The organism is Streptomyces sp. NPDC048461, from assembly GCF_055587105.1.
Genome location: NZ_JBVJGW010000053.1, coordinates 1 through 22,873 on the forward strand (window position 1 = coordinate 1; position 22,873 = coordinate 22,873).

At 70.2% G+C, this 22,873-nt stretch carries 25 protein-coding genes and 2 pseudogenes; 12 read left to right on the forward strand and 15 right to left on the reverse strand.

Features of this window, described 5'->3' with window-relative positions; translation table 11 throughout:
* Window positions 1-95: 95 nt before the first annotated feature.
* Both ACZ6S8_RS38595 and ACZ6S8_RS38600 read left to right on the forward strand, forming a co-directional pair.
* Window positions 96-845 (forward strand): annotated as a pseudogene (locus ACZ6S8_RS38595) (transposase); the annotation flags it as partial.
* 18 nt (window positions 846-863) lie between these two features.
* Window positions 864-1,271 (forward strand): hypothetical protein, encoded by a 408-nt coding sequence (locus ACZ6S8_RS38600; protein ID WP_469462970.1) that lies wholly within the window; start codon window positions 864-866, stop codon window positions 1,269-1,271.
* Window positions 1,272-1,779: 508 nt separating this feature from the next.
* On the opposite strand, the gene ACZ6S8_RS38605 is transcribed toward ACZ6S8_RS38600, so the two are convergent.
* Window positions 1,780-2,190, reverse strand: coding sequence for a MerR family transcriptional regulator (locus tag ACZ6S8_RS38605; RefSeq protein ID WP_469462972.1), 411 nt, complete (start codon window positions 2,188-2,190; stop codon window positions 1,780-1,782).
* 417 nt (window positions 2,191-2,607) lie between these two features.
* Between ACZ6S8_RS38605 and ACZ6S8_RS38610 the strand changes: the two are divergent.
* A pseudogene (locus ACZ6S8_RS38610) lies at window positions 2,608-4,090 on the forward strand (SulP family inorganic anion transporter).
* A 65-nt stretch (window positions 4,091-4,155) separates the two neighbouring features.
* Here the strand turns inward: ACZ6S8_RS38610 and ACZ6S8_RS38615 are convergent.
* From ACZ6S8_RS38615 to ACZ6S8_RS38640, 6 genes are all read right to left on the reverse strand, one after another.
* Window positions 4,156-4,347 (reverse strand): hypothetical protein, encoded by a 192-nt coding sequence (locus ACZ6S8_RS38615; protein WP_469462974.1) that lies wholly within the window; start codon window positions 4,345-4,347, stop codon window positions 4,156-4,158.
* Between the two features lie 141 nt (window positions 4,348-4,488).
* On the reverse strand, window positions 4,489-4,755 hold the full coding sequence (locus ACZ6S8_RS38620; protein WP_469462976.1) for a metal-sensitive transcriptional regulator: 267 nt from the start codon (window positions 4,753-4,755) through the stop codon (window positions 4,489-4,491).
* Between the two features lie 67 nt (window positions 4,756-4,822).
* Window positions 4,823-5,395, reverse strand: coding sequence for a rhodanese-like domain-containing protein (locus tag ACZ6S8_RS38625; protein ID WP_469462978.1), 573 nt, complete (start codon window positions 5,393-5,395; stop codon window positions 4,823-4,825).
* 113 nt (window positions 5,396-5,508) lie between these two features.
* On the reverse strand, window positions 5,509-6,255 hold the full coding sequence (locus ACZ6S8_RS38630; protein ID WP_469462980.1) for a sulfite exporter TauE/SafE family protein: 747 nt from the start codon (window positions 6,253-6,255) through the stop codon (window positions 5,509-5,511).
* Window positions 6,252-6,611, reverse strand: a complete 360-nt coding sequence (locus tag ACZ6S8_RS38635; RefSeq protein ID WP_469462982.1) for a rhodanese-like domain-containing protein — start codon at window positions 6,609-6,611, stop codon at window positions 6,252-6,254. Before ACZ6S8_RS38635 ends, ACZ6S8_RS38630 begins: the two co-directional genes overlap by 4 nt.
* A 52-nt stretch (window positions 6,612-6,663) precedes the next feature.
* On the reverse strand, window positions 6,664-8,043 hold the full coding sequence (locus ACZ6S8_RS38640; RefSeq protein WP_469462986.1) for an MBL fold metallo-hydrolase: 1,380 nt from the start codon (window positions 8,041-8,043) through the stop codon (window positions 6,664-6,666).
* Between the two features lie 158 nt (window positions 8,044-8,201).
* On the opposite strand from ACZ6S8_RS38640, the gene ACZ6S8_RS38645 reads away from it, so the two are divergent.
* The 3 genes from ACZ6S8_RS38645 (at window position 8,202) to ACZ6S8_RS38655 (ending at window position 9,502) form a co-directional block, all read left to right on the forward strand.
* Window positions 8,202-8,597, forward strand: a complete 396-nt coding sequence (locus ACZ6S8_RS38645; protein WP_469462988.1) for a DUF302 domain-containing protein — start codon at window positions 8,202-8,204, stop codon at window positions 8,595-8,597.
* Between the two features lie 180 nt (window positions 8,598-8,777).
* Window positions 8,778-8,948 (forward strand): hypothetical protein, encoded by a 171-nt coding sequence (locus tag ACZ6S8_RS38650; protein WP_199840395.1) that lies wholly within the window; start codon window positions 8,778-8,780, stop codon window positions 8,946-8,948.
* Between the two features lie 59 nt (window positions 8,949-9,007).
* Window positions 9,008-9,502, forward strand: a complete 495-nt coding sequence (locus ACZ6S8_RS38655) for an Asp23/Gls24 family envelope stress response protein (RefSeq protein WP_469462991.1) — start codon at window positions 9,008-9,010, stop codon at window positions 9,500-9,502.
* Between the two features lie 64 nt (window positions 9,503-9,566).
* On the opposite strand, the gene ACZ6S8_RS38660 is transcribed toward ACZ6S8_RS38655, so the two are convergent.
* Window positions 9,567-10,046, reverse strand: coding sequence for an SRPBCC family protein (locus ACZ6S8_RS38660; protein ID WP_469462993.1), 480 nt, complete (start codon window positions 10,044-10,046; stop codon window positions 9,567-9,569).
* 353 nt (window positions 10,047-10,399) lie between these two features.
* On the opposite strand from ACZ6S8_RS38660, the gene ACZ6S8_RS38665 reads away from it, so the two are divergent.
* Window positions 10,400-10,594, forward strand: a complete 195-nt coding sequence (locus ACZ6S8_RS38665) for a hypothetical protein (RefSeq protein WP_123076411.1) — start codon at window positions 10,400-10,402, stop codon at window positions 10,592-10,594.
* Window positions 10,595-10,935: 341 nt separating this feature from the next.
* Here the strand turns inward: ACZ6S8_RS38665 and ACZ6S8_RS38670 are convergent, their stop codons facing one another.
* The 3 genes from ACZ6S8_RS38670 to ACZ6S8_RS38680 all read right to left on the reverse strand — a co-directional run bounded on the left by ACZ6S8_RS38670 (window position 10,936) and on the right by ACZ6S8_RS38680 (window position 13,831).
* Complete coding sequence (locus ACZ6S8_RS38670; protein WP_469463008.1) at window positions 10,936-11,334, reverse strand: STAS domain-containing protein; 399 nt, start codon at window positions 11,332-11,334, stop codon at window positions 10,936-10,938.
* Window positions 11,335-11,634: 300 nt separating this feature from the next.
* Window positions 11,635-11,850: a hypothetical protein gene (locus ACZ6S8_RS38675; protein WP_123076407.1), complete on the reverse strand. Its 216-nt coding sequence runs from the start codon at window positions 11,848-11,850 to the stop codon at window positions 11,635-11,637.
* Window positions 11,851-12,454: 604 nt separating this feature from the next.
* Window positions 12,455-13,831 carry a DUF2254 domain-containing protein gene (locus tag ACZ6S8_RS38680; RefSeq protein ID WP_469462996.1) on the reverse strand — a complete coding sequence of 459 codons (1,377 nt, stop codon included), beginning with the start codon at window positions 13,829-13,831 and terminating at the stop codon, window positions 12,455-12,457.
* Between the two features lie 635 nt (window positions 13,832-14,466).
* Here ACZ6S8_RS38680 and ACZ6S8_RS38685 point away from each other — a divergent pair.
* The 4 genes from ACZ6S8_RS38685 (at window position 14,467) to ACZ6S8_RS38700 (ending at window position 16,576) form a co-directional block, all read left to right on the forward strand.
* Window positions 14,467-15,030 carry a PRC-barrel domain-containing protein gene (locus ACZ6S8_RS38685; RefSeq protein WP_469462998.1) on the forward strand — a complete coding sequence of 188 codons (564 nt, stop codon included), beginning with the start codon at window positions 14,467-14,469 and terminating at the stop codon, window positions 15,028-15,030.
* On the forward strand, window positions 15,030-15,458 hold the full coding sequence (locus ACZ6S8_RS38690) for a PRC-barrel domain-containing protein (RefSeq protein WP_123076401.1): 429 nt from the start codon (window positions 15,030-15,032) through the stop codon (window positions 15,456-15,458). Before ACZ6S8_RS38685 ends, ACZ6S8_RS38690 begins: the two co-directional genes overlap by 1 nt.
* Before the next feature lie 217 nt (window positions 15,459-15,675).
* The gene (locus ACZ6S8_RS38695; protein ID WP_469463001.1) at window positions 15,676-16,170 is read left to right on the forward strand and encodes a DUF3040 domain-containing protein; all 495 of its coding nucleotides are present in this window, start codon (window positions 15,676-15,678) and stop codon (window positions 16,168-16,170) included.
* A 211-nt stretch (window positions 16,171-16,381) separates the two neighbouring features.
* The gene (locus ACZ6S8_RS38700; RefSeq protein ID WP_123076397.1) at window positions 16,382-16,576 is read left to right on the forward strand and encodes a hypothetical protein; all 195 of its coding nucleotides are present in this window, start codon (window positions 16,382-16,384) and stop codon (window positions 16,574-16,576) included.
* A 215-nt stretch (window positions 16,577-16,791) separates the two neighbouring features.
* On the opposite strand, the gene ACZ6S8_RS38705 is transcribed toward ACZ6S8_RS38700, so the two are convergent.
* The 4 genes from ACZ6S8_RS38705 to nhaA form a co-directional block, all read right to left on the reverse strand.
* Window positions 16,792-16,962, reverse strand: a complete 171-nt coding sequence (locus ACZ6S8_RS38705) for a hypothetical protein (protein ID WP_164495761.1) — start codon at window positions 16,960-16,962, stop codon at window positions 16,792-16,794.
* The gene (locus ACZ6S8_RS38710) at window positions 16,959-17,378 is read right to left on the reverse strand and encodes an STAS domain-containing protein (RefSeq protein ID WP_469463003.1); all 420 of its coding nucleotides are present in this window, start codon (window positions 17,376-17,378) and stop codon (window positions 16,959-16,961) included. Before ACZ6S8_RS38710 ends, ACZ6S8_RS38705 begins: the two co-directional genes overlap by 4 nt.
* A 138-nt stretch (window positions 17,379-17,516) precedes the next feature.
* Window positions 17,517-17,999, reverse strand: coding sequence for a CBS domain-containing protein (locus ACZ6S8_RS38715; protein ID WP_469463004.1), 483 nt, complete (start codon window positions 17,997-17,999; stop codon window positions 17,517-17,519).
* A gap of 12 nt (window positions 18,000-18,011) precedes the next feature.
* Complete coding sequence (gene nhaA, locus ACZ6S8_RS38720; RefSeq protein WP_469463006.1) at window positions 18,012-19,322, reverse strand: Na+/H+ antiporter NhaA; 1,311 nt, start codon at window positions 19,320-19,322, stop codon at window positions 18,012-18,014.
* A gap of 2,010 nt (window positions 19,323-21,332) precedes the next feature.
* On the opposite strand from nhaA, the gene ACZ6S8_RS38725 reads away from it, so the two are divergent.
* Window positions 21,333-22,873, forward strand: a 1,541-nt coding sequence (locus ACZ6S8_RS38725; RefSeq protein WP_469463007.1) for a chromosome segregation protein ParM, incomplete at its 3' end; no start/stop codon positions are given.

Genomic DNA, 22,873 nt, shown 5'->3' on the forward strand with positions numbered 1-22,873 from the left:
GCGATCTCCGATCGCCTTCGAGAACGCCTTCCAAACAACATCAACTACCCTGGCCCGAGCCGCATAGACGTGTTCAAAATCCGGGGTCAAGGCCCTTCAGGGACAAGCCGGGAACCCTGACCCGACCTGACGCCCGCCGCATCCTCGTCGTCGCACCCACGCCTGCCCTGGCCGCGAAGCTGCAGATGTGGAAGCTGACCGCCATGCTCCGGCGAGCCGGCCGACGCAGGGGCATTGAGACGGACGCCGAACGAATCCAGCAGCTCTTCCGGCGGGAGGCCCCGCAGCAGCTGCCCCTCGTCGAGGATGCCATGGGCACACAGGCACGGGCCCTCCTCCTGCAGCTCGATGCCGCCTGCGAGGCGGTCGATAACCTGGCGCGGGCCACCGAGGAGGCCTTTCGGACGCACCCGGACGCGGGGATCATGCTGAGCTTCCCCGGGATCGGTCCCCAGGTCGGTGCCCGCATTCTGGGCGAGATCGGCGATGACAGGAGCCGGTTCGCCTCCGCCGCAGGGTTGAAGGCGTACGCCGGATCGGCCCCGATCACGCGGGCTTCGGGCAAACGCCGCTACGTCGGACGCCGGTTCGTCACGAACAACCGGCTCAACCACGTCGGCCATCCGTGGGCCTTCGCCTCCCTCAGCGGTTCAAGCGGTGCGGACGCCCACTACAGGCGCCGCCGGGCCGGAGGAGACTGGCACATGCAGGCTCTGCGGCACCTGTTCAACCGGATGCTCGGCCAGCTTCACCACTGCCTGCAGACCCGCACTCCCTTCGACGAGGCGGTGGCCTTTCCTCTCGGGGCAGTGCCGCTGCCCACCCAGGCGGTGGCGGACATTTGATCGACTACGCTGCTGGCGGTGACCAGTGAGTACCCGTACGCAGACCGCTTTCTCGGCGAGTTCAGGGAACTGAAGCATGGGAGTCCCCAAGGCCCCTCCCTGATTGCTGCCGTGCGCAGTGAAGGCGAGCCGCATGAGGAGGACCTTGTACGATACCTGCGTGCCGGGAGCGTCATCGCCGCGACTGGGGCAGCCGTTTACGACTTCCTCAGTCCGACCAACGAGCTCATCGATCGCCTGCACCTCCTGACCGACGGTGAATGGTTCTGGCACACCGACCTTGCTCACTACGTCAAGCGGTACCACGTTCCCGTCGATGACCGATTCGTCGCTCACGCACGCCAGCGTGGATGGGTGCCTCCGCAGTTGAGTGACGACCAGCTCGTGCAGATCGCGGACACCTTCTTCCCTGAAGACGATGGATGACACGCCATCCGACGCCATCACGGCAGAGCCGAACTTGACGGCTTAGGTGCATGAGGTGTCTTTACCCCGCGATAGCCGGGGTGGAGAGGAGACCCTCCGAGGCCGGGCGGCGGCTGGTAGGGCCTGAACCGCCGGCACGTGTTGCCGGGAACGGCTCCGAGGGAAGATCCCTACCTGGTAGCGGGGCGGCCAGTTCTTCGTCGTGCCCGTAGCCGGCACCCCCACCGTGCTGCCCCGGTGGCATCACGAGCACAGCATCCACGGCCACCTCGACGAGCTGGGGTTCGAGTTCTCCGGGCAGGCTGCCGCCACGGCTGGCGAGCACGAGCTGGTGCCTCGTCCAGCAGACTGGCCAGTGCGTCCCCGATGAGCGGGGCGTCCTGGGCGCGGATCTCATCGTGCATGCTCACCGTCACGCCGCCGTGGCCTTGGTTGTGGACGTGGACGGGGCAGCCGGGGCCGTGTACGGCCCGCCATCTCCTCCAGTGGTCCTTCACCGTCTGGCGGCTTACGGTGCGGGAGCGGAGGCTGGGTGGAGGCGTTCGCGCAAGGTGGCGGCGAAATCCTCCGCCCGGGCGAGCTGAACTCGCAGCTTGCCGACCTGCTTGGCGGCTGCCTGCTCATACGCGCGGACACGCCCGACCAGGACTTCACGCTCGCTGGCGTCGAGGTCGTCACCGGCATCCAGGCGGTCGGTGGCATCCAGGAGGTCGCGCATCTGGTCGAGGGTGAATCCGAGCGGCTTCATGCGGCGGATGACCATGAGACGCTGCACGTCGGTCTCGGTGTAGAGGCGGAAGCCGCCCTGGGAGCGGGCCGAGGGGGCTACCAGGCCGGTCTCCTCGTAGTGCCGGATGGTGCGCAGGGACAGTTCCGTCCGCGCGGCGACTTCGCCGATCTGCATGTGCCTGTCGTCCACGCTGCGGTCCTGGCCGTTCTCGTCGTGGCGGGCCGCTTCCCGTACGGCCCCACCGATCTCTACCCTAACGTTAGGGTAGAGTTTCTCGTGGCGAGGGCGGTCCCCGATGCTCGGCCACTGCTGTGTCGGGGCCGACGGTGCCCCCGGCGAAGATCCGATTCTTGCAGGAGAGAGCGTGCGCGAGCCGATGACGCCGATCGCCGCCGCCTGCCCGCCGTGACACCTCGCCCCTGGATGTGAGCCGCCCTGCCGTCGCGCAGCCCGGCTCCGTCCCCTTCTTCGCCTTCCGGCCCGCTCGTTGCTGGCCGTCCGCGGGGTGCCGGCCCGGCCTTCCGCGTTCTCCCGCACGCCCCTGGCCTGCCCCGAGCAGGGTGTGCCCGAGCACGACAGGTACCTGCTTCCTTGTCTTCTTCCGTTATGCCCCCTGCCGCGTCCCTGCGCAGCCTGCGCCCGGACTGGCTGCACGACCCGAAGGTCTGGCGCACCGAGGTCCTGGCGGGCCTGGTCGTCGCGCTCGCGCTGATCCCGGAGGCGATCTCGTTCTCGATCATCGCCGGGGTCGACCCGGCGGTCGGCCTGTTCGCCTCGTTCACTATGGCCGTCGTCATCTCCATCGTCGGCGGCCGCCGCGCGATGATCTCCGCCGCCACCGGCGCCGTCGCCCTGGTGATCGCGCCGCTGAACCGGGAGCACGGCTTCGGCTACCTGGTCGCCGCGGTCATCCTGGCCGGTGTCTTCCAGATCGCGCTCGGCGCCCTCCGCGAAGCTGATGCGGTTCATCCCGCGGTCGGTCATGGTCGGCTTCGTCAACTCCCTCGCGATCCTGATCTTCATGGCCCAGGTCCCCGAAATGCACGACGTGCCCTGGCCGGTGTACCCGCTGATCGCGGCCGGACTCGCGCTGATGGTGTTCTTCCCGAAGGTCACCACCGTGATCCCGGCGCCGCTGGTCTCGATCGTCATCCTGACCGTGATCACCGTCGCGGCCGGCATCGCGGTGCCGACCGTGGGCGACAAGGGGGCGCTGCCGTCCTCGCTGCCCGTGCCCGGCCTGCCCGACGTCCCGTTCACCGTGGACACCCTGACCACGATCGCCCCGTACGCCTTCGCGATGGCGCTGGTCGGCCTCATGGAGTCGCTGATGACGGCCAAGATCGTCGACGAGATCACCGACACCCACTCCTCCAAAACCCGCGAATCCATCGGCCAGGGCATCGCGAACATCGTCACCGGGTTCTTCGGCGGCATGGGCGGCTGCGCCATGATCGGCCAGACGATGATCAACGTGAAGGTGTCCGGCGCCCGCACCCGCCTGTCGACCTTCCTGGCGGGGGTGTTCCTGATGGTGTTGTGCATCGTCTTCGGCCCGGTCGTCTCCGACATTCCCATGGCCGCCCTCGTCGCCGTCATGGTCATGGTCTGCTTCGCGACCTTCGACTGGCACTCCATCGCCCCCAAGACCCTCAAGCGGATGCCGGCCGGGGAGATCGCCGTCATGGTCGTCACCGTCGCCTGCGTCGTGGCCACCCACAACCTCGCCATCGGTGTCGTCGCCGGCTCGGTCACCGCGATGGTCATCTTCGCCAAGCGCGTCGCCCACCTCGCGGAAGTCACCGCCGTCACCGCCCCCGACGGCACCAGCGTGATCTACACGGTGACCGGGGAGCTGTTCTTCGCCTCCTCCAACGACCTCGTCGGCCAGTTCAACTACACGGCCGACCCGAAGACCGTCGTCATCGACCTGTCCGCCGCGCACATCTGGGACGCTTCTTCGGTCGCCGCCCTGGACGCGATCGAGACCAAGTACGCCCAGCGCGGAAAATCCGTGGAGATCATCGGCCTCAACGACGCCAGCGCCGACCTCCATGGCAAGCTCACCGGCGAACTCGCCAGTCACTGACCCCAGCCTGCCCCCGTGCTGTCCCGGTGCAGGGGTCTGGTCAATGGGGGCGAGGCCCGTGTGCTCTACAGGCGGTAGGCGGCGAAGGAGATCAGGATGATCGCGGCGACGGCGATGCCCACCAGTCCTGGCCAACCGCCGATCAGTGCGCATACGGCTACGACGGCGAAGCCGGCCAGGAGCAGCGCGGCGAATGCCCACGCCGACAGTCCGCGGTCGTCGCTGTCTTGTACTCGGTCCTTCTGAGGCTTGGTCACCGTGATCACGCTATCGAGTGAGGCCGACGGTTCTCACTCCGGGGCGCGCTTTCGTGGGTGGCGTGGTGGCGGTGGGTTCGGCCGCGGGCTGCCCGCGAAAGGGCCCGGCCCGCGGAGGCCGGGCCGTTCGGGGTGGCGCTGTCAGGCGAGGGCGAGGAAGAGCTTTTCGAGTTCTTCCTCGGTCATGGGGGTCTGGTTCGCGTCGGCGTTGGTCATGCACTGGCGCATGCCGCTGGCGACGATTTTGAAGCCCGCGCGGTCCAGGGCCTTGGAGACGGCGGCGAGCTGTGTGACGACGTCTTTGCAGTCGCGGCCGGCTTCGATCATGGCGATGACGCCGGCGAGCTGGCCTTGGGCGCGGCGCAGGCGGTTGAGGACTGCGTTGACTGCGTCGTCGTCGACTTTCACCGGTTGCCTCCTGGCCTTGTCTACTCTCACCTCATGGTACCCCAGGGGGTATCCGTCCGGGTGGGGGTCAGTGGTCGCGGAAAGCGGCGAGGGTGGCGTCGAGGTCGCCCCGGTGGGGGCGGTTGTGGGGGAGTTTGGCAAGGAGGGCGGCCATGCCGCAGGTGTTGGTGGCGGCGGAGAACACCAGGCCGCCGGCGATGCCGGCGGAGGCGAGGCGGAATGCGGGGCGCAGTCGGCCCAAGGCGAGGCCGGTCAGGACGATGGCGCCGGCGGCGAGGCGGACCTGGCGCTCCATGCTCCAGGCGGTGCGCCGGACGCCGTCGGGGTGGTGGAGGGCGTGGCCGTCCGCGGCCCACGCGCCGGTGCCGCCGGCGAGGGTGGCGGTGGTGATGCCGTGGGCGGCGAGGGTGCGGCAGGCGTTCTCGGAGCGGGCGCCGGAAGCGCAGACGACGAGGATGTCGCCGCGCTGGGCCGCGTGACGGATATCGGGCAGGGCCCGGTCCAGGTGGTCGAGGGGGATGTTGAGGGCGCCGGGCAGGTGGCCCGCGGCGTATTCGCCGGGAGTACGGACGTCCAGGACGATCAGTTCGTGCAGGCGGGTGTGGGCCTGTTCGGGGTCGAGGGTGCGGGGCGTGATCACGGTGAGGCGTTCCTTCCTGAGTTATCGGTGATGCCCGACTATGAGCAACGCGCTACCCCGGGGGGTATTGGCGGGGGTGTGGCGGCGGGGCTCCGCCACGGGTCGCGCAGGGGTCAGTGGAGGGCGTCGATGAGCATGAGGGCGGCGACGGCCAGGAGCACGATCGCGAAGATCCGTTGGAGGGTGGGGCCGGAGATTTTGGAGGCGAGGCGTTTGCCGTCCCAGGCTCCGAGGATCGCGGCGCCGGTGAAGGGGGCGATGACCGCCCAGTCCAGGGGCGTGCTCGTGCCGGCGCGGGCGGCGAGTGCGGCGAGGGAGTTGACGGTGATGACCAGCAGGCTGGTCCCCACTGCGGCGCGCATGCGCAGTCCGAGGACGCCTACGAGTGCGGGGACGGCGAGGAAGCCGCCGCCGACGCCGAGGAATCCGGTGACCGCCCCGAGTCCGGCACCCGCTCCTGCCGCCCGCACGGGCCGGACCGGCTGGGGCTGCGGACTGGCGGCCGGGGTTCTGAGCATAGCGAGAGAGGCGAGGGCGGCTATCGCGGCGAACGCTGCGGTCAGCGCCGCTTCGGGCAGGCGGGTGGCGAGGGTGGCCGCGGTGATCGCGGGGACGATCCCGGCGGCCGCGAACAGGGCGCCGGTTTTCCAGCGGACGTTGCCGGATGTGGCGTGGGTGTAGAGGGCGGTGGCAGAGGTTGCGGTGACGATGATCAGTGAGGCGGTGGTGGCGGCGGCCGGGGTGAAGCCGAGGAGATAGATCAGGGCGGGGACGGCCAGGACACTGCCGCCTCCGCCGAGCGCCCCGAGAGCCAGACCGATGACGGCCCCGGCGGCGAGAGCGAGTACGAGGGTGCTCACGCTATCCGGCCGCTGCTTCCGCGTTCGTTGACGACCGGCAGGCCGGCCGCCGCCCATGCATTCATGCCGCCCTTGACGTCGGTGGCCTCGGCTCCGCGCCCGGCCAGGAGTTTTGCGGCCTGCTGGGAGCGGTGCCCGGAGCGGCAGATCAACACCAGCGGCCGGCCCTCGGCGGCGGAGGGCAGAGCGGCGCCGGTGACCAGCCGGGAGAGCGGGATGTGGATGGCGCCGGGAGCGTGTCCGGCGTTCCACTCGACCTGCTCGCGTACGTCGAGGAGGACGGCGTCGCCGTCGGTGGTGCTCTGGCGGGCCTGGGCAGGGGTGACGCGGGCGGTGCCGCGACGGAAGAGGAACATCCGTCTTCCTTCCGATTGTCGGGGGTGGCAGGGGTGGCTGCGGTGCTGCGGCTCAGCTGCCGGTGCCGGTGCCGGTGCCGGTGGTGAGGGGCAGGCCGGCGTCGGTTGCGGCGTCGAAGGAGTCGTCGACGGCGACGACGTCGCGGCCTGCGGCGTCGAGCAGGGAGGCGGCGATGCCCGCGCGCATCCCGCCCGCGCAGTGCACCCACACCGTCCCGGCCGGAACGTCGGCCAGGCGCCCGTGCAGCTGGTGGATCGGGACGTGCACGGAGCCTTCGATCCAGCCCGTGGCGCGCTCGGAGTCCCGGCGTACGTCGAGGATCACGTCCGGACTCGGGTTCTGGGCGGCGAGGTCGGCGAAGGTGGCGCGGGGGAAGGAGCGCGGGGTGTGGCCGTCGGGTATCCAGTCGTGGGGGGTGCCGGTGGCGGCGGCGGCCGGGCGGTCGATGCCGACGCGGACCAGTTCACGCTGGGCCGCGGCGAGCTGGGCCGGTGACTCCGCGAGGAGGGTGACGGGCTTGCCCCAGGGAATCATCCAGGCGAGGTAGGTGGCGATCTTGCCGTCCGCCTCGAAGTTGAACGATCCCGCGACGTGCCCTTCCGCGAACGCGATCCGGTTGCGCAGGTCCACCACCCACTCCCCGGCGGCCAGGCGCTCGGCGATGTCGGCGGCGTCGGCCAGCGGGGGTGCGGTCAGGTCCACCGGGGTGGGGCCGTCGGAGTTGGCCGGGCCCATGTGGGCGTAGTAGGCGGGCACGTCCTCCAGGCCGGCCAACAGGGCGGCGACGAAGGAGTCGACGTCCTTGACCAGGGCATCGTTGCCGGTCTTCTCCTTGCCGATGGTGGTGGCGTCGCCCTCGGACTGGGATGAGGAGCAGAAGCTGCCGAAGCCGTGGGTGGGCAGCACCGGTGTCTCGTCGGGGAGCTCGGCGGCCAGCCGGTGGGCGGAGGCGTGCTGGGCGCGGGCCAGCTGTTCGGTCAGCCGCGGCTCGACCAGGTCGGGGCGGCCCACCGAGCCGATCAGCAGCGACCCGCCGGTGAAGACCGCCGCCACCGCCCCCTGCTCTTCCAGGACGTAGGAGGTGTGGTGCGGGGTGTGGCCGGGGGTCGCCATCGCCCGCAGCGTGATGCCCTCGTCCACACTCACCGTGTCACCGTCTGCGACCGGGGTCCGGGCGAAGGAGACGTGAGCGGCAACGGGCACGAGGTAGGCGGCGCCGGTCAGGCGGGCCAGGTCCAGGCCGCCGGTGACGTAGTCGTTGTGGACGTGGGTCTCCACGACGTGCGAGATCCGCACGCCCCGCTCCGCAGCGGCCACAAGGACACGGTCGATGTCGCGGGGCGGGTCCACCACCACCGCCGTGTGCGGGCCGCCCGCCAGGTAGCTGCGGTTTCCGAGACCCTCGGTCTCGATGGTGTCGATGAAGAACACGCGGTTGCTCCTTTCGGCTGACATTTACCCCCGGGGGTATATTTCGAGCCTAGCACGGGTACCCCGGGGGGTATTTTTGGTGGCATGGGGAACCCGCTCACACAGGGCGGCTACCCGCCGCCCGCCCGCCCACGCGCCCCCGAAAAAGAGTTGACGCCATGCGTTACGACCGGACCGTCCACCTCGACACCGACTTCGCCACCGCCGTCGCCGCCGTCCGCGAGGCCCTTGCCGCGCAGGGCTTCGGCATCCTCACCGAGATCGACGTCGCCGCCACCCTGAAGGCCAAGCTCGGCCACGACATGGAGGACTACCAGATCCTCGGCGCCTGCAACCCGCCGCTCGCCCGCCAGGCCCTGGACGCCGACCGCACCATCGGCCTCCTCCTGCCCTGCAACGTCGTGGTCCGCACCGACGGCTCACGCACCGCCGTTCAGGCCCTGGACCCCAGCGTCATGGTCACCCTCACTGGCCTGCCCGCCCTCCAGCCCGTCGCTGAGGAAGCCACCCGCCGTCTCGACGCCGCCCTCGGCGCCCTCCAAGCCGCCGGCTGACCCGCCTGCGGCCACCTCCGGGCGGTCTCAGGCATCACTGAGGCGGCCGAGGCGCGTGCTCGCGCCCGGCGAGGCAGAATCAAAGGTGTGCGCACCAGTGTCGGACCGCACGGCAGTCGCCGATGGTGAGGGCACGCGTGATCGGCGGTGCGCTGCTCAGTCCGCTGGGAGGTTCGCGGCATGGTTGTCTTCCTGCTTCTGGTCATCGTTGCGTTCGTTCTGGGGATCATCGGTGCCACGGTCGCCGGGCTGGGTTATCTGCTGATCATCGCGATTGTGCTGTTCGCCGCCGATCTGGTCTTCGCCGCCTGGCGCTGGTCCCGGCAGCGAGGTCGGCGCTCCCTGCACTGACCCTGTTCCGAAGCCGGCCGGCCCCCGGGGCCGTCCCTGAGGTAAGGAGGTGGCTCCTGGTGACGGAGTCGACCGGCAGTACACCCAAGACCACGCCCGACGCCTCCCGCCCGTCCAAGGCCACCCGGCTCCAGGAGCCGGAATCCGGGCCGGACGCGGCAGCGGCTGCCCGCGGCAGGACCACGATCGCCGATGGTGTCGTGGCGAAGATCGCCGGAATGGCCGCCCGTGAAGTCCCCGGCATCCACGCCCTGGGCGGCGGAATGGCCCGCACCATGGGCGCGGTACGTGACATGGTCCCCGGCGGCGGTACCAGCGTCACCCGCGGGGTGAAGGTCGAAGTCGGTGAGCGCCAGAGCGCCATCGACCTCTCCCTCGTCATGGAATACGGGTACGCCATCACCGATGTCGCCGCCGGTGTCCGCGAGAACGTCATCGCCGCCGTGGAACGGATGACCGGACTCGAAGTCGTGGAGGTCAACATCGCCGTCAACGACGTCCACCTGCCGGACGAAGAGGGCGACCACGAGGACACCGAAGGACGGGTGCAGTAGACAAGCCGCCCAGCATTCCCGGCGCCTCCCGGCGCGTGGGCACCATGCCTGCCCGAGGGCGTGGCTACCGGTGTGCTGCCCGGCGCTCGGCTTCCTTCTTGACCGCGGCGAGCGATGCGGCGACCGTCGCCTCCCAGCGGCAGGCCACCTTCGCGCCCCACCAGGCTCCGGCCCGCCACAGGTCCGTGCCGAGTTCTCCCTCGTACACCAGCCGGGTGCCGCCCGCCTCCTCGGTCAGGACGAAGACTTCGGCCACGTGCGGGACCGGACCGCGCACCAGCCGGAAGTCGACCCTCTCGGGCGGAGTGAACCGGACCGTCTCCACCGTCGTCGCCGTCACCCGGCCGCCCGCCACCGGCGTGAAGTGGGCGGCCAGGACCATGTCGCTGCCCCGCTCCAGCACCCGCACCTTCTCCCGCATCGCCCGGGTGCTCCGCCCCAGATACGGCTGGGCGATCACCTCGAAGACCACATCCCGAGGCGCCCCGATGTCCACGGTCTGCGGCCCCAGCCGGCGTGTGCGCCGCCCTAGACCAACATCCACCGGCACCACCCCGCTGACCAGCCCCAGATATCCGGCCACCACACCACCCCTGCCGCCGCCACGACGGCCAACCGCCCCAGCCATGCCATAGCCCACGTCCCTTCCTCACCGTCCTTGCCGCCGCGACGAAAGCGACACTACGGCCGGTCAGCCCCGCGATCGGTGAGCACGCTCACGTACACACCCCGAGCGAGCCGCCTACATCCGTGTCCGGGCAAGTCCGGGACGGCGCATCAGACCTGCCTGAAAGGTGGAGGCTCCACAGGTACAGGCTTCCACGGTCACCCATATGAACGAGGACGCGGAGCACCACCTGAGTAGCGGCCCGGCGCGCTGCACCGTAGACAGAGGTCATGAACGAGAACAAGACATCGTGGCACCCAGGTGAGATCGTGCCCGACAGCGGAATCTACGCATGTGACTGCGGCGCTGAGCACCACTGGAGTACCGACGTGAAAGGACACCGATTCCCGCCGCTGCCCAGCGACTGCTCGGGCGAGTTCTGGACGCTGCAGAGGCAAACCCACCCCGGGAACCACCACGGCTGACCCTCACAGGGCGTAGACGAGACCAACGAATATCAAGACCCGCCCGGTACTGCCTCTGACCCTTGGGTACTGCCGGAGAAGGAAGGGCGGAGGCTGTGCGCTTGGCCGCCAAGCTGATCGTCTACCCGCCCGATGAACCCAGGGCTGGCGCCGGGTCCGCTACAAAGGCGTCGCCATCTGCCTCGCGCACCGCCCGTCGGAGGTCCACATCTTCCTTGCCGCGGCCGGGCTGGAGAACGCCGAGGACGTCGACCTCGCCGACACCAACTTGGTGGAGTGGAGAGGCCCCGGCCCCGGGGAGTGGGAACCCTCCGTGTGACACCGCCACCGGCACCGTCGGGCTAGACGCCGGACAGCCATCCGGCCTCGAAATCCGAAAGGTCCCGTGCGCGCTGCGCCCGCTCCTCGAGCAGCCGCCGGAAGCCCGCCAGCGCGTACCGTTCCCCGGTGGCCGATCCGGGCCCGCGGATGCCGGCGACCTCGGCCATGAGCTGCTGGGGCTGGGGCTGCCAGCCGACGACCACGACCCGCAGGTCCAGACACGCCGCGCGCCGGTGCAGGTCCAGGAGGTGCAGCAGCCCATCGGAGTCCATGGACACCACGCCGTGCAGATCGACCATGAGGTCCCGCTCGCCGCCGGTGACCTCGGCCAGCGCCTGCCGGAGCACCGCGCCCGAGTCCCCCTCGAGTTCCCCGCCGAGGCCGACCAGGACCGAACCGCCGCAGTACTGAACTTCCACGGTGATCAACGCGTTCTCCTCCCGCCCGGAGGCGCTTGGGCTCTCGAGGCACCCCATCCTGGCCCGGGGTGCCCCCGAACGGGTATGAGGCTCGCTGAAGCTCCGGCATCAACCTGGCCAGGTACGGATCAACGCCTCACGTCTGCACCGGGCAGGGGATCATCTTCTGACCACAGCCGAACTGTTGAGGGGACGGTGCGGCCGCGCCATACGGGGGCATGACAGGACCCGGCCGGGGTGATGGTGGACTACTACGGTCCCCGGCCGGGTCCTGCGTGCGTGGCCGCGCCAGCTCTGTGGTCAGTGCTCTTCGTCGCGCGTCTCGTCCTCGTCGCGCTCGCGCTTCATCTCGTCCTGACCGCGCCGCTTGAGCTCCTCGGGGCTCTTGCCCCGGGCGCCTTCCTGGCCGGCGCCGGGATGAACGCCGGGGTGAACGGGGTCCTGGCCGGAGCCCATGCGCTCCTGCTCCTCGCGGTTCTTGCCCGGCTCGTGGTGCTTGTCCTGCTGACCGCCCATGACTGCGACTCCTCTGTGACGCGGGATGGAAGATTCCTCCGCCAAGCTGACACGCAAAGCGACAGACCGCATCATTTGACAACCGGCTGTGGCGGGTGGCTGGTGTCCGGCCGGGGTGGTGGCGCCGGCGCGCTGCGGATGGCCACGTCGCCCACGATGATGCCGTACCCCTGTCCGTGGGTCGGGCGGCCGGTCATGGCAGGGCGCGTCCTGGGCCTCGAACGCTCTGCCGATGGCCGTGGCGGGCCCGGTCCACGACGAGCGCATCTAGACCTTCGACCTGGACCCTGAAGGCCGCGACCCCGTGCTCGGAATCGAGCGACTCCAGGAGGCGCCCGCGACCCCGGCTACGCCCCCGGCGGGACCGGCTGGGTGAGACCGCGCACGAGGCTGCTGCGGGATCCTTGGCTTCGACGAGCACGCTGTACGGCCGTCACTGGGTCCGGGGCGAACGGCTTGGACCGGGGCGTTTGCTGAGGTATCGGACGATCGACACAGTCGCGGCAGCAGTGCCCCTTGACTTCCCGCCGCCATGACAAAGGTGTGAGTGGGCTGGCCCCGAAGTGCTGGTCGTGGGGATGTGGCACTTGGAGGTGCAGAATCCCTAATCGTCGGTGTTGGTCGCGGTTGTCCACACCCCGGTCATGGCCTGTTCGACGTAATCGGCGAGTTTGGCGAGACGTGCGTGTTCGCCGGGGTGGAAATCCTGCGCCTCGGCGGTGGCGCGCAGGTGTGCGAGCTGGTAGGTGATCTGCTGGTGTTGGGAGGGGGCGGTGTGCCAGGCGAGTTCGCGCAGCAGTGTCAGGAGGCGGGTGAGGACGGCAGGGTCCGCGGCACCGTAGCGGCACGGCTGGGCGAGGGCGAGATCCAGGAGTTCGTCCAGGTCGGGACGGTTGAGGATGACCCGGAGGTGGTGGTCGTCGTCGTGCAGGAGGCGGGGGCCGAGGTCGCGTCCGGCCATGTCGCACAGCAGGGCACTGGAGTGCGACATGGCGTGGATCGCGGTGGTGGGGTCGTTGATTCCGGGGGAGAGCGCTTTGGCGGCGACATCGGTGAGCTGCCGCAGTCCGAAGGCGATGTCCTGGGCGCCGGTCCGTTCGGGGCCGGTGGAGATCGCCCGGCGGACCTGCTCTCGGAGCTCAGTCTCCGTGTCGGGCCGGAAGGCGGCGGAGGCGCGTGGCCAGGCGGCCCCGATGGGGGTGCCGGCGATGAGGGAGGCGCCCGGCTGCTGGCCGACGACCAGGACCGCGTCGGCGTCCACGGCGGCTGCCAGGAGTGCCTTCTCGTCGACGGAGGTCAGGAAGCCGGAGCTGTCGATTGTCAGGAGCAGGGCGTCGCTGGGCGGGGAGGGAAGCTGTGGTGGCGCTCCCGCGCGTCCACGCGGCGACACGTCGGGCAGGAGGCGATGCAGGTTCCGGGTGGCGTCGGCGTGGACGTTGGCCAGCATCGTCTCGACACGGATCTTGTCGGCCAGGTGGGAGAGGAACAGCACCAGGGTCAGGACGCTGGCGAGAGCGAGCACGAAGGCGAGTGTCACCGAGAGTTGGGGAACGAACGTGGCCTGGTCGCTGTCGGCGGTGCGGACGGTGCGGAGCACGGTGAGGGCGTAGGTGAAGGTCGCGAGGAAAACGGCCAGGGTGCCTTGCACGAAGCGGTCGGAGGTGAAGGTGCGCAGGAGCCGGGGTGAGAACTGGCTGCTGGCGAGCTGCAGCGTGACGACGGTGAGGGAGAAGGTGAGCGCGGTGACGGTGATCAGGGATCCGGCGATGGCGTCCAGGACGGTACGGGCCGCTCCCGCGCCCCCGCTGAACAGGTACTCGGCCAGCCACGCCGGAAGGTCCCGCTGAAGCATGGAGTCCAGGCGCGGCAGCGTCACCCCGGTGATGACGGCTAGCACGACTCCCAGCGCCGGCAGCGGCCAGAGCTGCGTGCGGAGGCTGTCACGGCCCGAGCCGCCCGCTCCTCGGCCCGCACGAGTCATTGACCGTCCCTTCATCGCACCGAGTGTCAACCCCACCGGACCACACCTCCGGGCAGCGGTCGAGCCGACACGCATGGCCCCCGCGGTCTGTTGTGGCTTCCGGCAGGTGCCCACCGCCATCGCGGGGCGGTGGGCACCTTCACGGCCAGACAAGCGTCGTCCTCCCTCGCCAGGCCAGGACGCCCGCAGGCCGTCGCTGCCGTCCAACGTCGACGCGATCGCCCACTCACCACGACTGTGGACGGCACGCGCCACGCCCCCTCCGCGGCGCTGAGTGTCACCGCCGACAGCTTCTTCGTGGTCCGCCACGACTGTACGCACGGCCCGGTAGGGGATACGGCTGCTCGCCGAGCACGGTGTCGTCGCGGCGATCGGCCACACGGACTCCACGTACGAGCAGACCTCCGTGGCGTCGACAGCCCCACAGGGCCGCCGCATACTGAAAGCAGGGTCGGCGAGGCCAGGCCCTGGGCCCGGGAGGTGCCGCACATGGACTGGTGGATATGGGTTGTGATCGCGTTGGCGATCGTGGCCATGTGTGCCGTGACTCTGCTGCGGGTGCAGGTTCGTCGTCGCGGCGGTGGGGTCATCGCGGGCGGCAGGCGTCACGCGCGCGGCGGGAAGAGGCCGGGGTCATGACCGGCTACGTGCGGGCCGGCGAGATCGCCAAACTGCCCGTGGTCACCCTCGGCGGCGACGACTTCGCACAGGTCAAGGACATCGTCTTCGACGCGGCCCGCGGCAGCGTGCGCAGCTTCACCCTCAGCGGGCGCGGTTTGTTCTCCGGTCCGCTCAAGCGGGACCTGCTGTGGAGCAAGGTGCACGCCCTGGGGTCGGACGCGGTGATGATCCGCGACGAGAACGCCCTCGCCGACGACGATGAGGCGGCCAAGGACGCCAAAGCCTCCGGCGGCGGCAACGTCATCGGCTCCCGCGTGATGACCGAGGGCGGCACCGACCTCGGCAAGATCATCGACGTCGTCATCGAGACGGGCCGGAAACCGGCCGTGGCCGGCTACGAAGTCGAATCCCCCGCTCAGGGCCGCCAGCACCTTCTGCTGCCGGTGATCAAACCCGTGACCATCTCCGGCGAGATGGTCATCGTGCCGGACGCGACGGGTGAGTTCACCGCCGGTGACCTGGCCGGGTTCCCCGAAGCCGCCCACGGCCTGCGCACCCGCCTGGAACAGGAGAAGTGATGCTGTTCAGCCAGGCCAAAGGCCGCAACGTCGTTGCCGTGAGCACCGCCGAGACCCTGGCCACCGTCACCGGGCTCGCGCTCGCCTCCGCACCCGCCCGCGTCGCCGCGCTGCGGGTCAAGGCCCGCGGCCCCGGCACCCAGGTGACCTGGAGCAATGTGCACTCCTTCGGCCCCGACGCGGTCACCGTCCGCACACCCGACAAGATCCAGGGCGACCAGGACACCACCGCCCCCACCGGCAAGTATCACGACCCCATCGGCAAACGCGTCCTGACTGAAACCGGACAGGACCTGGGCACCCTCGACGACATCGACTTCGACGAAACCACCGGCCACATCCAACGCCTGATCATGGCCGGTCAGGAAATCCCCGGCGAACGCCTCCTGGGCGCCGGCACCTACGCCATCATCATCGCCGCCCCGTAGGGGCCGGGGCGTGCTCCGCCGCCTGGACTCGCACACGCCGTGAGCCCGTCCAGGACCTGCCGGTGGGGCGGCGGGCCGGGTGGGCCTCGGGCCGTTCGCGAAGGCTGTCTCGGACCAGCTGAAGCGCGTGCCGGTGGTCGTTGAGACGAGGGGCGTGAACGTCCGGCGGTCACTCTGCTGGGCCGGGTCACGGGCGGCGCGGCCGAAGCACGGGCAGGTGGCGACAGGGAGCCCCGAGAAGGACGAAGAACGCGCCCTCGCAGAGATCGAGCGATGCCTCGCCCGCGACGACCCCGAACTCGCCACCCGGATCACCACGCTCAACGAGCAGTTCCCCCAGGCATGCGTACACAGTCGTCCGCGATGGAGCCGGCGAAAGGCCGCCGTTGTGGTGCTGGTCATCGTGGCCCTGCTGGGCCTGATCCTCACGGCGCTACTCGCGAAACCGCCACCGTCCGAGGAGAAGCCGGTACGTCCGGTCGGCCTCGCTGCGGCCGTGTCCGTGCAGGTTCATCGGCATGATCGCCGTTCCCGGAGACGGCCCGGAAACGGAGAGGGCGGCGGACTCCCGGCCTCATACCCCAGGGGGGCACACTGTGTGTGCGTGATCTTGTTGATCCGTACGCCTCGGATTGCCTGGCCCGACGAGCCGTCGGTATACGACGAGAGTGCCGGTGGCCAGGAGGACCCCGACAGCCGCATGCACACATGATCCGGCCGAAGCAGCGTGACCCGCCGCTGCCTGTGCCGTTGAACCCGGCAGCACGCGGCGGCGACCCTGGCCCCACGGGCAGGCGCTGCGGGCGGCCTCTTGATTCCGCTCCCGGGTGCAAGGGGCTGCGTTGTCGCCGACGGTGGCCCGGGGTGGTGGGGTCGTGTTCTGCTGGCCGGTGACCGGGGGCAGGGCAGGGACGGGGGAGCGGATGACGACGCACGAGCGGGACGATTCGGCGGGCGGTGCTGCGCGGGCCAGGGTGACGGTCGAACGGATTGTTGCGGCGGTCGGTGCAGGTGATGACCGCCGGATCCGGGTCCTGGTGGCGGAGCTGGCCCAGGTGGCCGACACGGCCACGCTGTTGTACCTGCGCGAGAGGCTCTTCGAGGAGCGCCAGGACTGAACGGTCTTTCGGGTCCTGCCGGAGCGGTGGCCCGAACACGGTGTGCGGCTCCGGCAGGGCGTGCGCCGGGGTGTGAGGGCTCCCCAGGGCGTGGTGGCCGGTGTCCGGGTGGCGGCCCGCACCAGGAAGTCTCAGCGGCGGGGCCAGGGGTCGCGGTGGACGCTCCGGTGGTGCGGGGGCGGGGCCCGCGGCCGACGCGGGCCCCCTGTCATGGTCTATGCCGTGGCCCCCGTCTGCGGGGGCATCAGGCAGCAGTGGATCAGGGTCTTGCGGGGTGTGATCCGGGGAGCCTGACCGGGCCGGCGGTGCCGTGGCGTGTGGGGTTCCCGGTGCGCGAGCAGGACCGGCGCGAGCATCGGGGCGCAGGTCAGGAGTATGAACGTCATGACGTGGCTGCCATCAGTGAGCCGGCCCGGGCCCGTTTCCGTGCCGCCGCGGCGGCCACGTTCAGGAGGTGCTGAACGGATCTGGAGCGGTTCGCGAGTCTGAGGCGGCGTCCGCTGCGGGGCCACCGGCCGAGGACGGCCAGGAAGCCGGAATCGCAGAACGTGAGCCGGGAGGTGTCCAGCACGAGGCCGGTGCAGCCGTCGGCGGCGGCCGAGGCCAGGAGCGCCCGCAGCGGGGCGGCGCTGAAGTGGTCGATCTCCCCGGCGAGGTGGACGACCAGGGTGGTGCCGAGGCTGGCGGATGAGTGGAGGACTATGACGCCGGGCGCGGTGTCCGCACCCGAGTCGTGCACGGCGGGAGGCCCCTCGGCCGCGAGGGTGGGGGGCAGTATCGGGGCGATGCTTGAGGTACTCACATCCCCATCAACGCCTCCCGCCCCGTTGCGGGATACGAGCCACGCAGCCTATTCACCCCATGTGACCAGCGTAGATCCCCGACAGGGGGATAGATTCCACCCGGATGAGGCAGCCAGACACCGCGGGACGACCGCTGTTCACCGTGAGGGGCCGCGCCGGGCCAGGACGACCTGCGGTAAGTGCTGCATGAGGCGGGCGGCGGTGACCGTGCCGATCAGTGTCACGGTGTCGCCGTCGCGTTCGATGACGGCGACCAGGGGGCTGTGGGTGCGGGCCATCAGGGCCGCGACCACCATCGGGCGTGCGTCGGGCCCGACGACGGGCGGCGGATACAGGCGGCGTGGCGCCCATTCGGCCGCGGTGAGCCCGGCGAGCTGTTCGGTGAGATCTCCATCGTGCTGCTCGGCGACGACGCCGGCGAGCTGCGGGTCTTCGGCGATGTAGGCGGGGATTAGCTGCCGGATGAGCTGGGAGCCGGGGACGATGGCGTGCGGCTGCCCGTCGGAGTCGAGGACCAGCAGGGCCGGCAGCGACTGCTCGGCCAGCAGCCGGGCCGCGTCGATCGCGTCGTCGTCGGTGGTCACTAAGGGAAAGGGTTCGGAGAGATCTCGTGCGCGCATGACCGTCCTCCTTCAGGTTTCGCCCGTGGCGCTGCCACGGTCGGGCGGCTGGTAGATGTCGGGAAGGCCGTCGGCGTCTTCGTCGCGCGACTCGGCCTCCCACAGGTGGCGGTAGATTCCGTTGCGGCGTTTGACGAGCAGCGCGGCCACGGCCGCGGCAAGGAATGAGGCGATCAGGACAGCGGCCTTGATGTGCTCGCTGTCGGCCGGGGAGGGGAAGGCGAGCTCGCCGATCAGCAGGGCCACGGTGAAGCCGATCCCGGCCAGTACCGCCAGGGCGAGGACGTCCGCCCAGGCCAGGTCCGGGTTGAGGCGGGCCCGCGTGAACCGGGCCGCCAGGTAGGTGCCGGCGAAGATTCCCACCGTCTTGCCGACGACCAGGCCCAGGATCACGCCCAGCGGCTCGGGGCGGGCGAACACCTCGCCCAGCACCGCGCCCGAGATGCTGACCCCGGCGGCGAACAGGGCGAACAGCGGTACCGCCACACCGGCCGAGACGGGCCGCAGCAGATGCTCGGTCCGCCCCGCGGGTGACGCCTTCTCGCCGGGGTCGCGGGTGGTGCGCAGGATCAGGCCCATCGCCACGCCGGCCACCGTGGCGTGCACGCCCCCGTTGTACGTCAGCGCCCAGATCGCCAGCCCGAGGGGCACATACCACCACCAGCCGCGCACCCGGTAGCGCTGGAGCAGGTAGAAGACGACCAGCCCGGCCAAGGCGCCGCCGAGCGCGAGCAGATTGAGGTCTGCGGTGAAGAAGAAGGCGATCACCAAGATCGCGCCCAAGTCGTCGACGACGGCCAGGGTCAGCAGGAAGGCCCGCAGGGCGGAGGGCAGGTGGGTGGAGAGCACCGCGAGAACGGCCAGGGCGAACGCGATGTCGGTGGCCATCGGCACCGCCCAGCCCTGAGCGCTTCCCCCGCCGACCCCGGTGGTGGCCAGGTAGAGAGCGGCGGGCACGGCCATGCCGCACACGGCGGCGACCACCGGCAGCGCCGCCGTGGCCGGGGTGCGCAGCTCGCCCACCACCAGCTCGCGTTTCAGTTCGATCCCGGCGACCAGGAAGAACACGCTCAGCAGCCCGTCGGCGGTCCAGTGCTCCACCGACAGGTCCAGGCCGAGCGCGGGGATACCGAAGTGGAATTCGCGGATCTGCTCGTAGGTTCCGCTGAACGGGGTGTTCGCCCACACCAGCGCCACCACGGCCGCCGCCAGCAGCACCAGCCCGCCGACCGTCTCGGTGCGCAGGGCCCGGGCCACCTGCACCCGCTCCGGCCAGGGCAGCAGGCCGAGGAAGACGGAACGCTCACGCGGGGCAGCAGCCATACCCAACCTCCGGGACATCGCGCACAGCGGCGCCCTCGGACGCCGACCAGACTTCCCGGCACATCCCGTATCCCTTGACGCGTGCTTCACACACTATCCGGGGCCGTCCCCGATGGCCGCCCGGGCATTCCTCCCGCCTTCGCCTTGCAGGTCTGGCCCGCTCCGGGAGGCGTGGCCGAACGCAGAGCGCACAGCGTCCCGCAGGAACACGGTGTTGACCTTCCGCGTCCACTCAGGGGGAAGGGCAGCAGGCAGCCTTCCGAGAAGCCGACAGGCCGGCTGAACCCCCTCCAGGCCGAAGCCGCCGCGAACGGGCTCCTTCACAAGCAGCCCGGCGACACCCGCGGCGCCGAGCGCACCTGACTGCGCCTCTTGCGGGCGGTCGGCTTCGCGGTGTACCGGGGCGACGCGCAACGTCGCGGCGCGGGCCCGGGACAGGCCTGCGGCGATCTGCGCGAGGCCCTCCAACTCCGGCCACGTACAGGGCAGCAGGCCGTCCTCGAGGCACCCCATCCTGACCTGGGGTACCCCCGAACGGGTAGGAGGCTCGCTGAAGCTCCGGCATCACCCTGGCCAGGTACGGATCAACGCCTCACCAGGTGCTCCCCCGATCGGTACGTGGCGAACGTTCCGCCGTCTGGTCGACGAACGCACCCAGTGGGGAAGCGAGCTGCGCCGAGAGCTGGAGCTACGGGCTTGGCGGGTTCGGCCCCGGGCCCGGAAGATCTGCACCGCACAGGAGATCATCTTCTTCAATGACCACAGCCGAACTGTTGAGGGGACGGTGAGGCTGCGGGCGTGGTCGCGCCAGCTGAGCGGGTAGGGCTCCTGTCCGTGGCGTCGACAGCCCCACAGGGCCGCCGCATACTGAAAGCAGGGTCGGCGAGGCCAGGCCCTGGGCCCGGGAGGTGCCGCACATGGACTGGTGGATACGCCCAGCAAGATCACGAGACCCCATCGGGGACGCTACTCGAATTGCAGAGGCTCAAAGCGGGATTCATTGAAAGACGTGTGGAGACCTCATGAGCACAGGGGTCATCCCTGAGGTGTAGGGAGCAGAGTTACCGACGTGAGGCGTCGACCCCGATGACGCGGGCACCGTAGGGGATGGGACTTGCCTGTCGCAGTGCTTCTCCTAGTCAGCCTCAGGTCGAGAGCTGGGGTCTAGCGTGGGGCGGGCAGCCGCGTGTCTGAAATGTCGCATCCTGAAGAAGTGATGTATTTCGGCTCTTGGCCATCGTAGAGTTCCTGGTCAGCCAGTCTGCTCCCCGCGCCTGCGGGGATGGACCCGAACTGCACGTAACCGTGAAAGAGCCGACTGCCTGCTCCCCGCGCCTGCGGGGATGGACCCTGGGACCTGAGCGAGACGGGCCGCGCGAGGCCCTGCTCCCCGCGGCCTGCGGGGATGGACCCCCGTAATCGGTAGACGAGCCGCGCGACGGCCACTGCTCCGCGCGCCTGCGGAGATGGACCCACGCCGACCGTGAGACCGAGCGACGTCACCGCCCGCTCCATGCGCCTGTGGGATGGACCCGCGCTGAGGCCGTTCTGAGACGGGTGAAAGGGGCACCCTGTGAGGCGAGTTCGGTGCGTGCAGTGAGGAGGGGGAGCAGATTGATGACGTCAGTCATCAGCTGACCCACGCACGGCGAGGTCTTGGGTCCATCCCCGCAGGCGCGGGACTTGCCTACCATCGGCCGTTTAGCAGCCGCGGGCACAAGCCGCTCGGCCGGCACCAACTTCGACCCGGACCAGGTGACGCCGGGGAAGCCCCGTTCCCCCGAGGTCCGGTCCGAGCCGGCATAACTGTTGCCACGCCGCCGACGTCACCACGGCACCCTCACACTTCCTGGCTTCTCGGGCCGCCTGCAGTGCGACGCGGGCCAGGTCCAAACGGCTCGGCGGGGGAGTCTGGCTCATCACGTCACCTCCCCAGCGAGCTCGTGGCTGTGGGAGGCCCGCGGCCTGCCCGGCCGCACCATCGTCGTCACGGCCACCCCGCACGCGGGCATGCCCAACGACCTGTCCCTGCTGCTGCGCGCCTCCGAGGCAGGACGGCCGATCTCCAGCCTCACCCAGGAAGCGGTCGCCGCCGCGTTCGGTGTCGAGGTCGCCGACGTACGGATCGAGGACGTGGTCCGGCAGTACGGGCGTGAGGGCGGACCCGGCTGGAAGGAAGTCCACGTCACCCCCGACCTGACCGAGCGCCGCCGCAAGGCCCCTACCACCCACGAGTGGTGGGTCGACCGCATCGCCGGTGGGCCCCTGCCCGGCTCGCAGTTCATCAAGAAGATCCGAGACCACGAGCGGAAGGTCACCCACTACATCGCCCAGGTCCCCGACGAAATGGGCGAGCCGCGCGTCAACCAGCACACCCTGGCCGCCGCACTGAAGACCAAGTACGACGAAGGCCGGCTGTTCGTCACCGTCGACGGCAACCAGGTCCTGGTATCCCTCTGGGACTCCAGCCCGCTCGCCCAGATCTTCCCCGCGACCAACGAACTGCTCACCCCGGACAAGGACGGCCGGTGGGTGACCGGCTACCTCGGCAACGGCCAGCCCGCCCGCAACCGCGTCTACACCGACCGGGGCGCAGCCCACGGCCTGTTCGTCGCCCCGTCCGGCGGCGGCAAGACCCAGCTCATGGGCCTGCACGTCGCCGCCGACGCCCTGTTCGGCGCCGTGGTCTGGCTGACGGCGGAAGCACCGGACGAGAAGGCCGCCAAGCTCGGCGAGTACACCGACCGCTACGGCGTCGGCGCGCTCTACATGATCCGGCTCCTGCGCACCCTGGACGCGCTGATGGAGATCCGCGGCCAGATGGTGTGGGACGACGGCAGGGTCTACGACTGGGACCCCAAACTGCCGGGCTGCCCCTTGTCCGCCTACCTGGACGAGTTCCTCTCCGCCGCCCGCAACGGCGACTACGGCGCGGAGATCATGGACCTCGCCGAGAAGGTGTCGGTGAAGGGCCGCAAGTACGGCATCGGCCTCAAGGTGGCCGGCCAGTCCATCTACGTGCAGGACGGGTTCACGCAGCTGCTGTGCGAGAACCTGCGTGAGAACTGCATCCCGGTCGTCTTGAAGGTGGCGCCGAAGAAGGTCGCCGAGATGTTCAAGACCCTCGGCATCTCCTCCGAGAACACACCCGAGCCGCTCCCCCGCTCCTTCTCCCCTGCTGAGGCGGGCCGGATCGAGCGGGTGATGGCCGGAGAGCCCGAGCCGCCCGCCGACTCCAACACCGGCGGCGCCGGGTGGATCGTCGAAGCCAAGCAGCCCGAGGTCCTGCGCACGCTGTTCATGGACTTCAAGGCGGGCCTGGACGAGTACTTCCCCGACGTCGTCGCCAGCCTCACCGACTACGAGATCCGCGAGCTCGAGGCGAGGGACCTGTGGTTCGACTGGACCGAGCCGCCACGGCCCGGCGAGTTCGGGCCCGAGCCAGATGACGAGGACGGGGAGGACAAGCCGAAGAGGGGCGGCGGCAAGCCGCGCGGTGGCGGGAAGCCCGCCGCGCGCCGCGACGCGGTCACCTCCCCCCGCCAGGCGCT

What these genes read in the sequence shown, in the direction of transcription:
- ACZ6S8_RS38690 (WP_123076401.1), top strand. Translation starts at nt 15,030, where the DNA reads ATGCTGTTCAGCCAGGCCAAAGGCCGCAACGTCGTTGCCGTGAGCACC.
- ACZ6S8_RS38675 (WP_123076407.1), bottom strand. Translation starts at nt 11,850, where the DNA reads ATGGGCGGTCAGCAGGACAAGCACCACGAGCCGGGCAAGAACCGCGAG.
- ACZ6S8_RS38685 (WP_469462998.1), top strand. Translation starts at nt 14,467, where the DNA reads ATGACCGGCTACGTGCGGGCCGGCGAGATCGCCAAACTGCCCGTGGTC.
- ACZ6S8_RS38650 (WP_199840395.1), top strand. Translation starts at nt 8,778, where the DNA reads ATGGTTGTCTTCCTGCTTCTGGTCATCGTTGCGTTCGTTCTGGGGATC.
- ACZ6S8_RS38715 (WP_469463004.1), bottom strand. Translation starts at nt 17,999, where the DNA reads ATGCGCGCACGAGATCTCTCCGAACCCTTTCCCTTAGTGACCACCGAC.
- ACZ6S8_RS38705 (WP_164495761.1), bottom strand. Translation starts at nt 16,962, where the DNA reads ATGACGTTCATACTCCTGACCTGCGCCCCGATGCTCGCGCCGGTCCTG.
- ACZ6S8_RS38645 (WP_469462988.1), top strand. Translation starts at nt 8,202, where the DNA reads ATGCGTTACGACCGGACCGTCCACCTCGACACCGACTTCGCCACCGCC.
- ACZ6S8_RS38680 (WP_469462996.1), bottom strand. Translation starts at nt 13,831, where the DNA reads ATGACTCGTGCGGGCCGAGGAGCGGGCGGCTCGGGCCGTGACAGCCTC.
- nhaA (WP_469463006.1), bottom strand. Translation starts at nt 19,322, where the DNA reads ATGGCTGCTGCCCCGCGTGAGCGTTCCGTCTTCCTCGGCCTGCTGCCC.
- ACZ6S8_RS38700 (WP_123076397.1), top strand. Translation starts at nt 16,382, where the DNA reads ATGACGACGCACGAGCGGGACGATTCGGCGGGCGGTGCTGCGCGGGCC.
- ACZ6S8_RS38665 (WP_123076411.1), top strand. Translation starts at nt 10,400, where the DNA reads ATGAACGAGAACAAGACATCGTGGCACCCAGGTGAGATCGTGCCCGAC.
- ACZ6S8_RS38635 (WP_469462982.1), bottom strand. Translation starts at nt 6,611, where the DNA reads ATGTTCCTCTTCCGTCGCGGCACCGCCCGCGTCACCCCTGCCCAGGCC.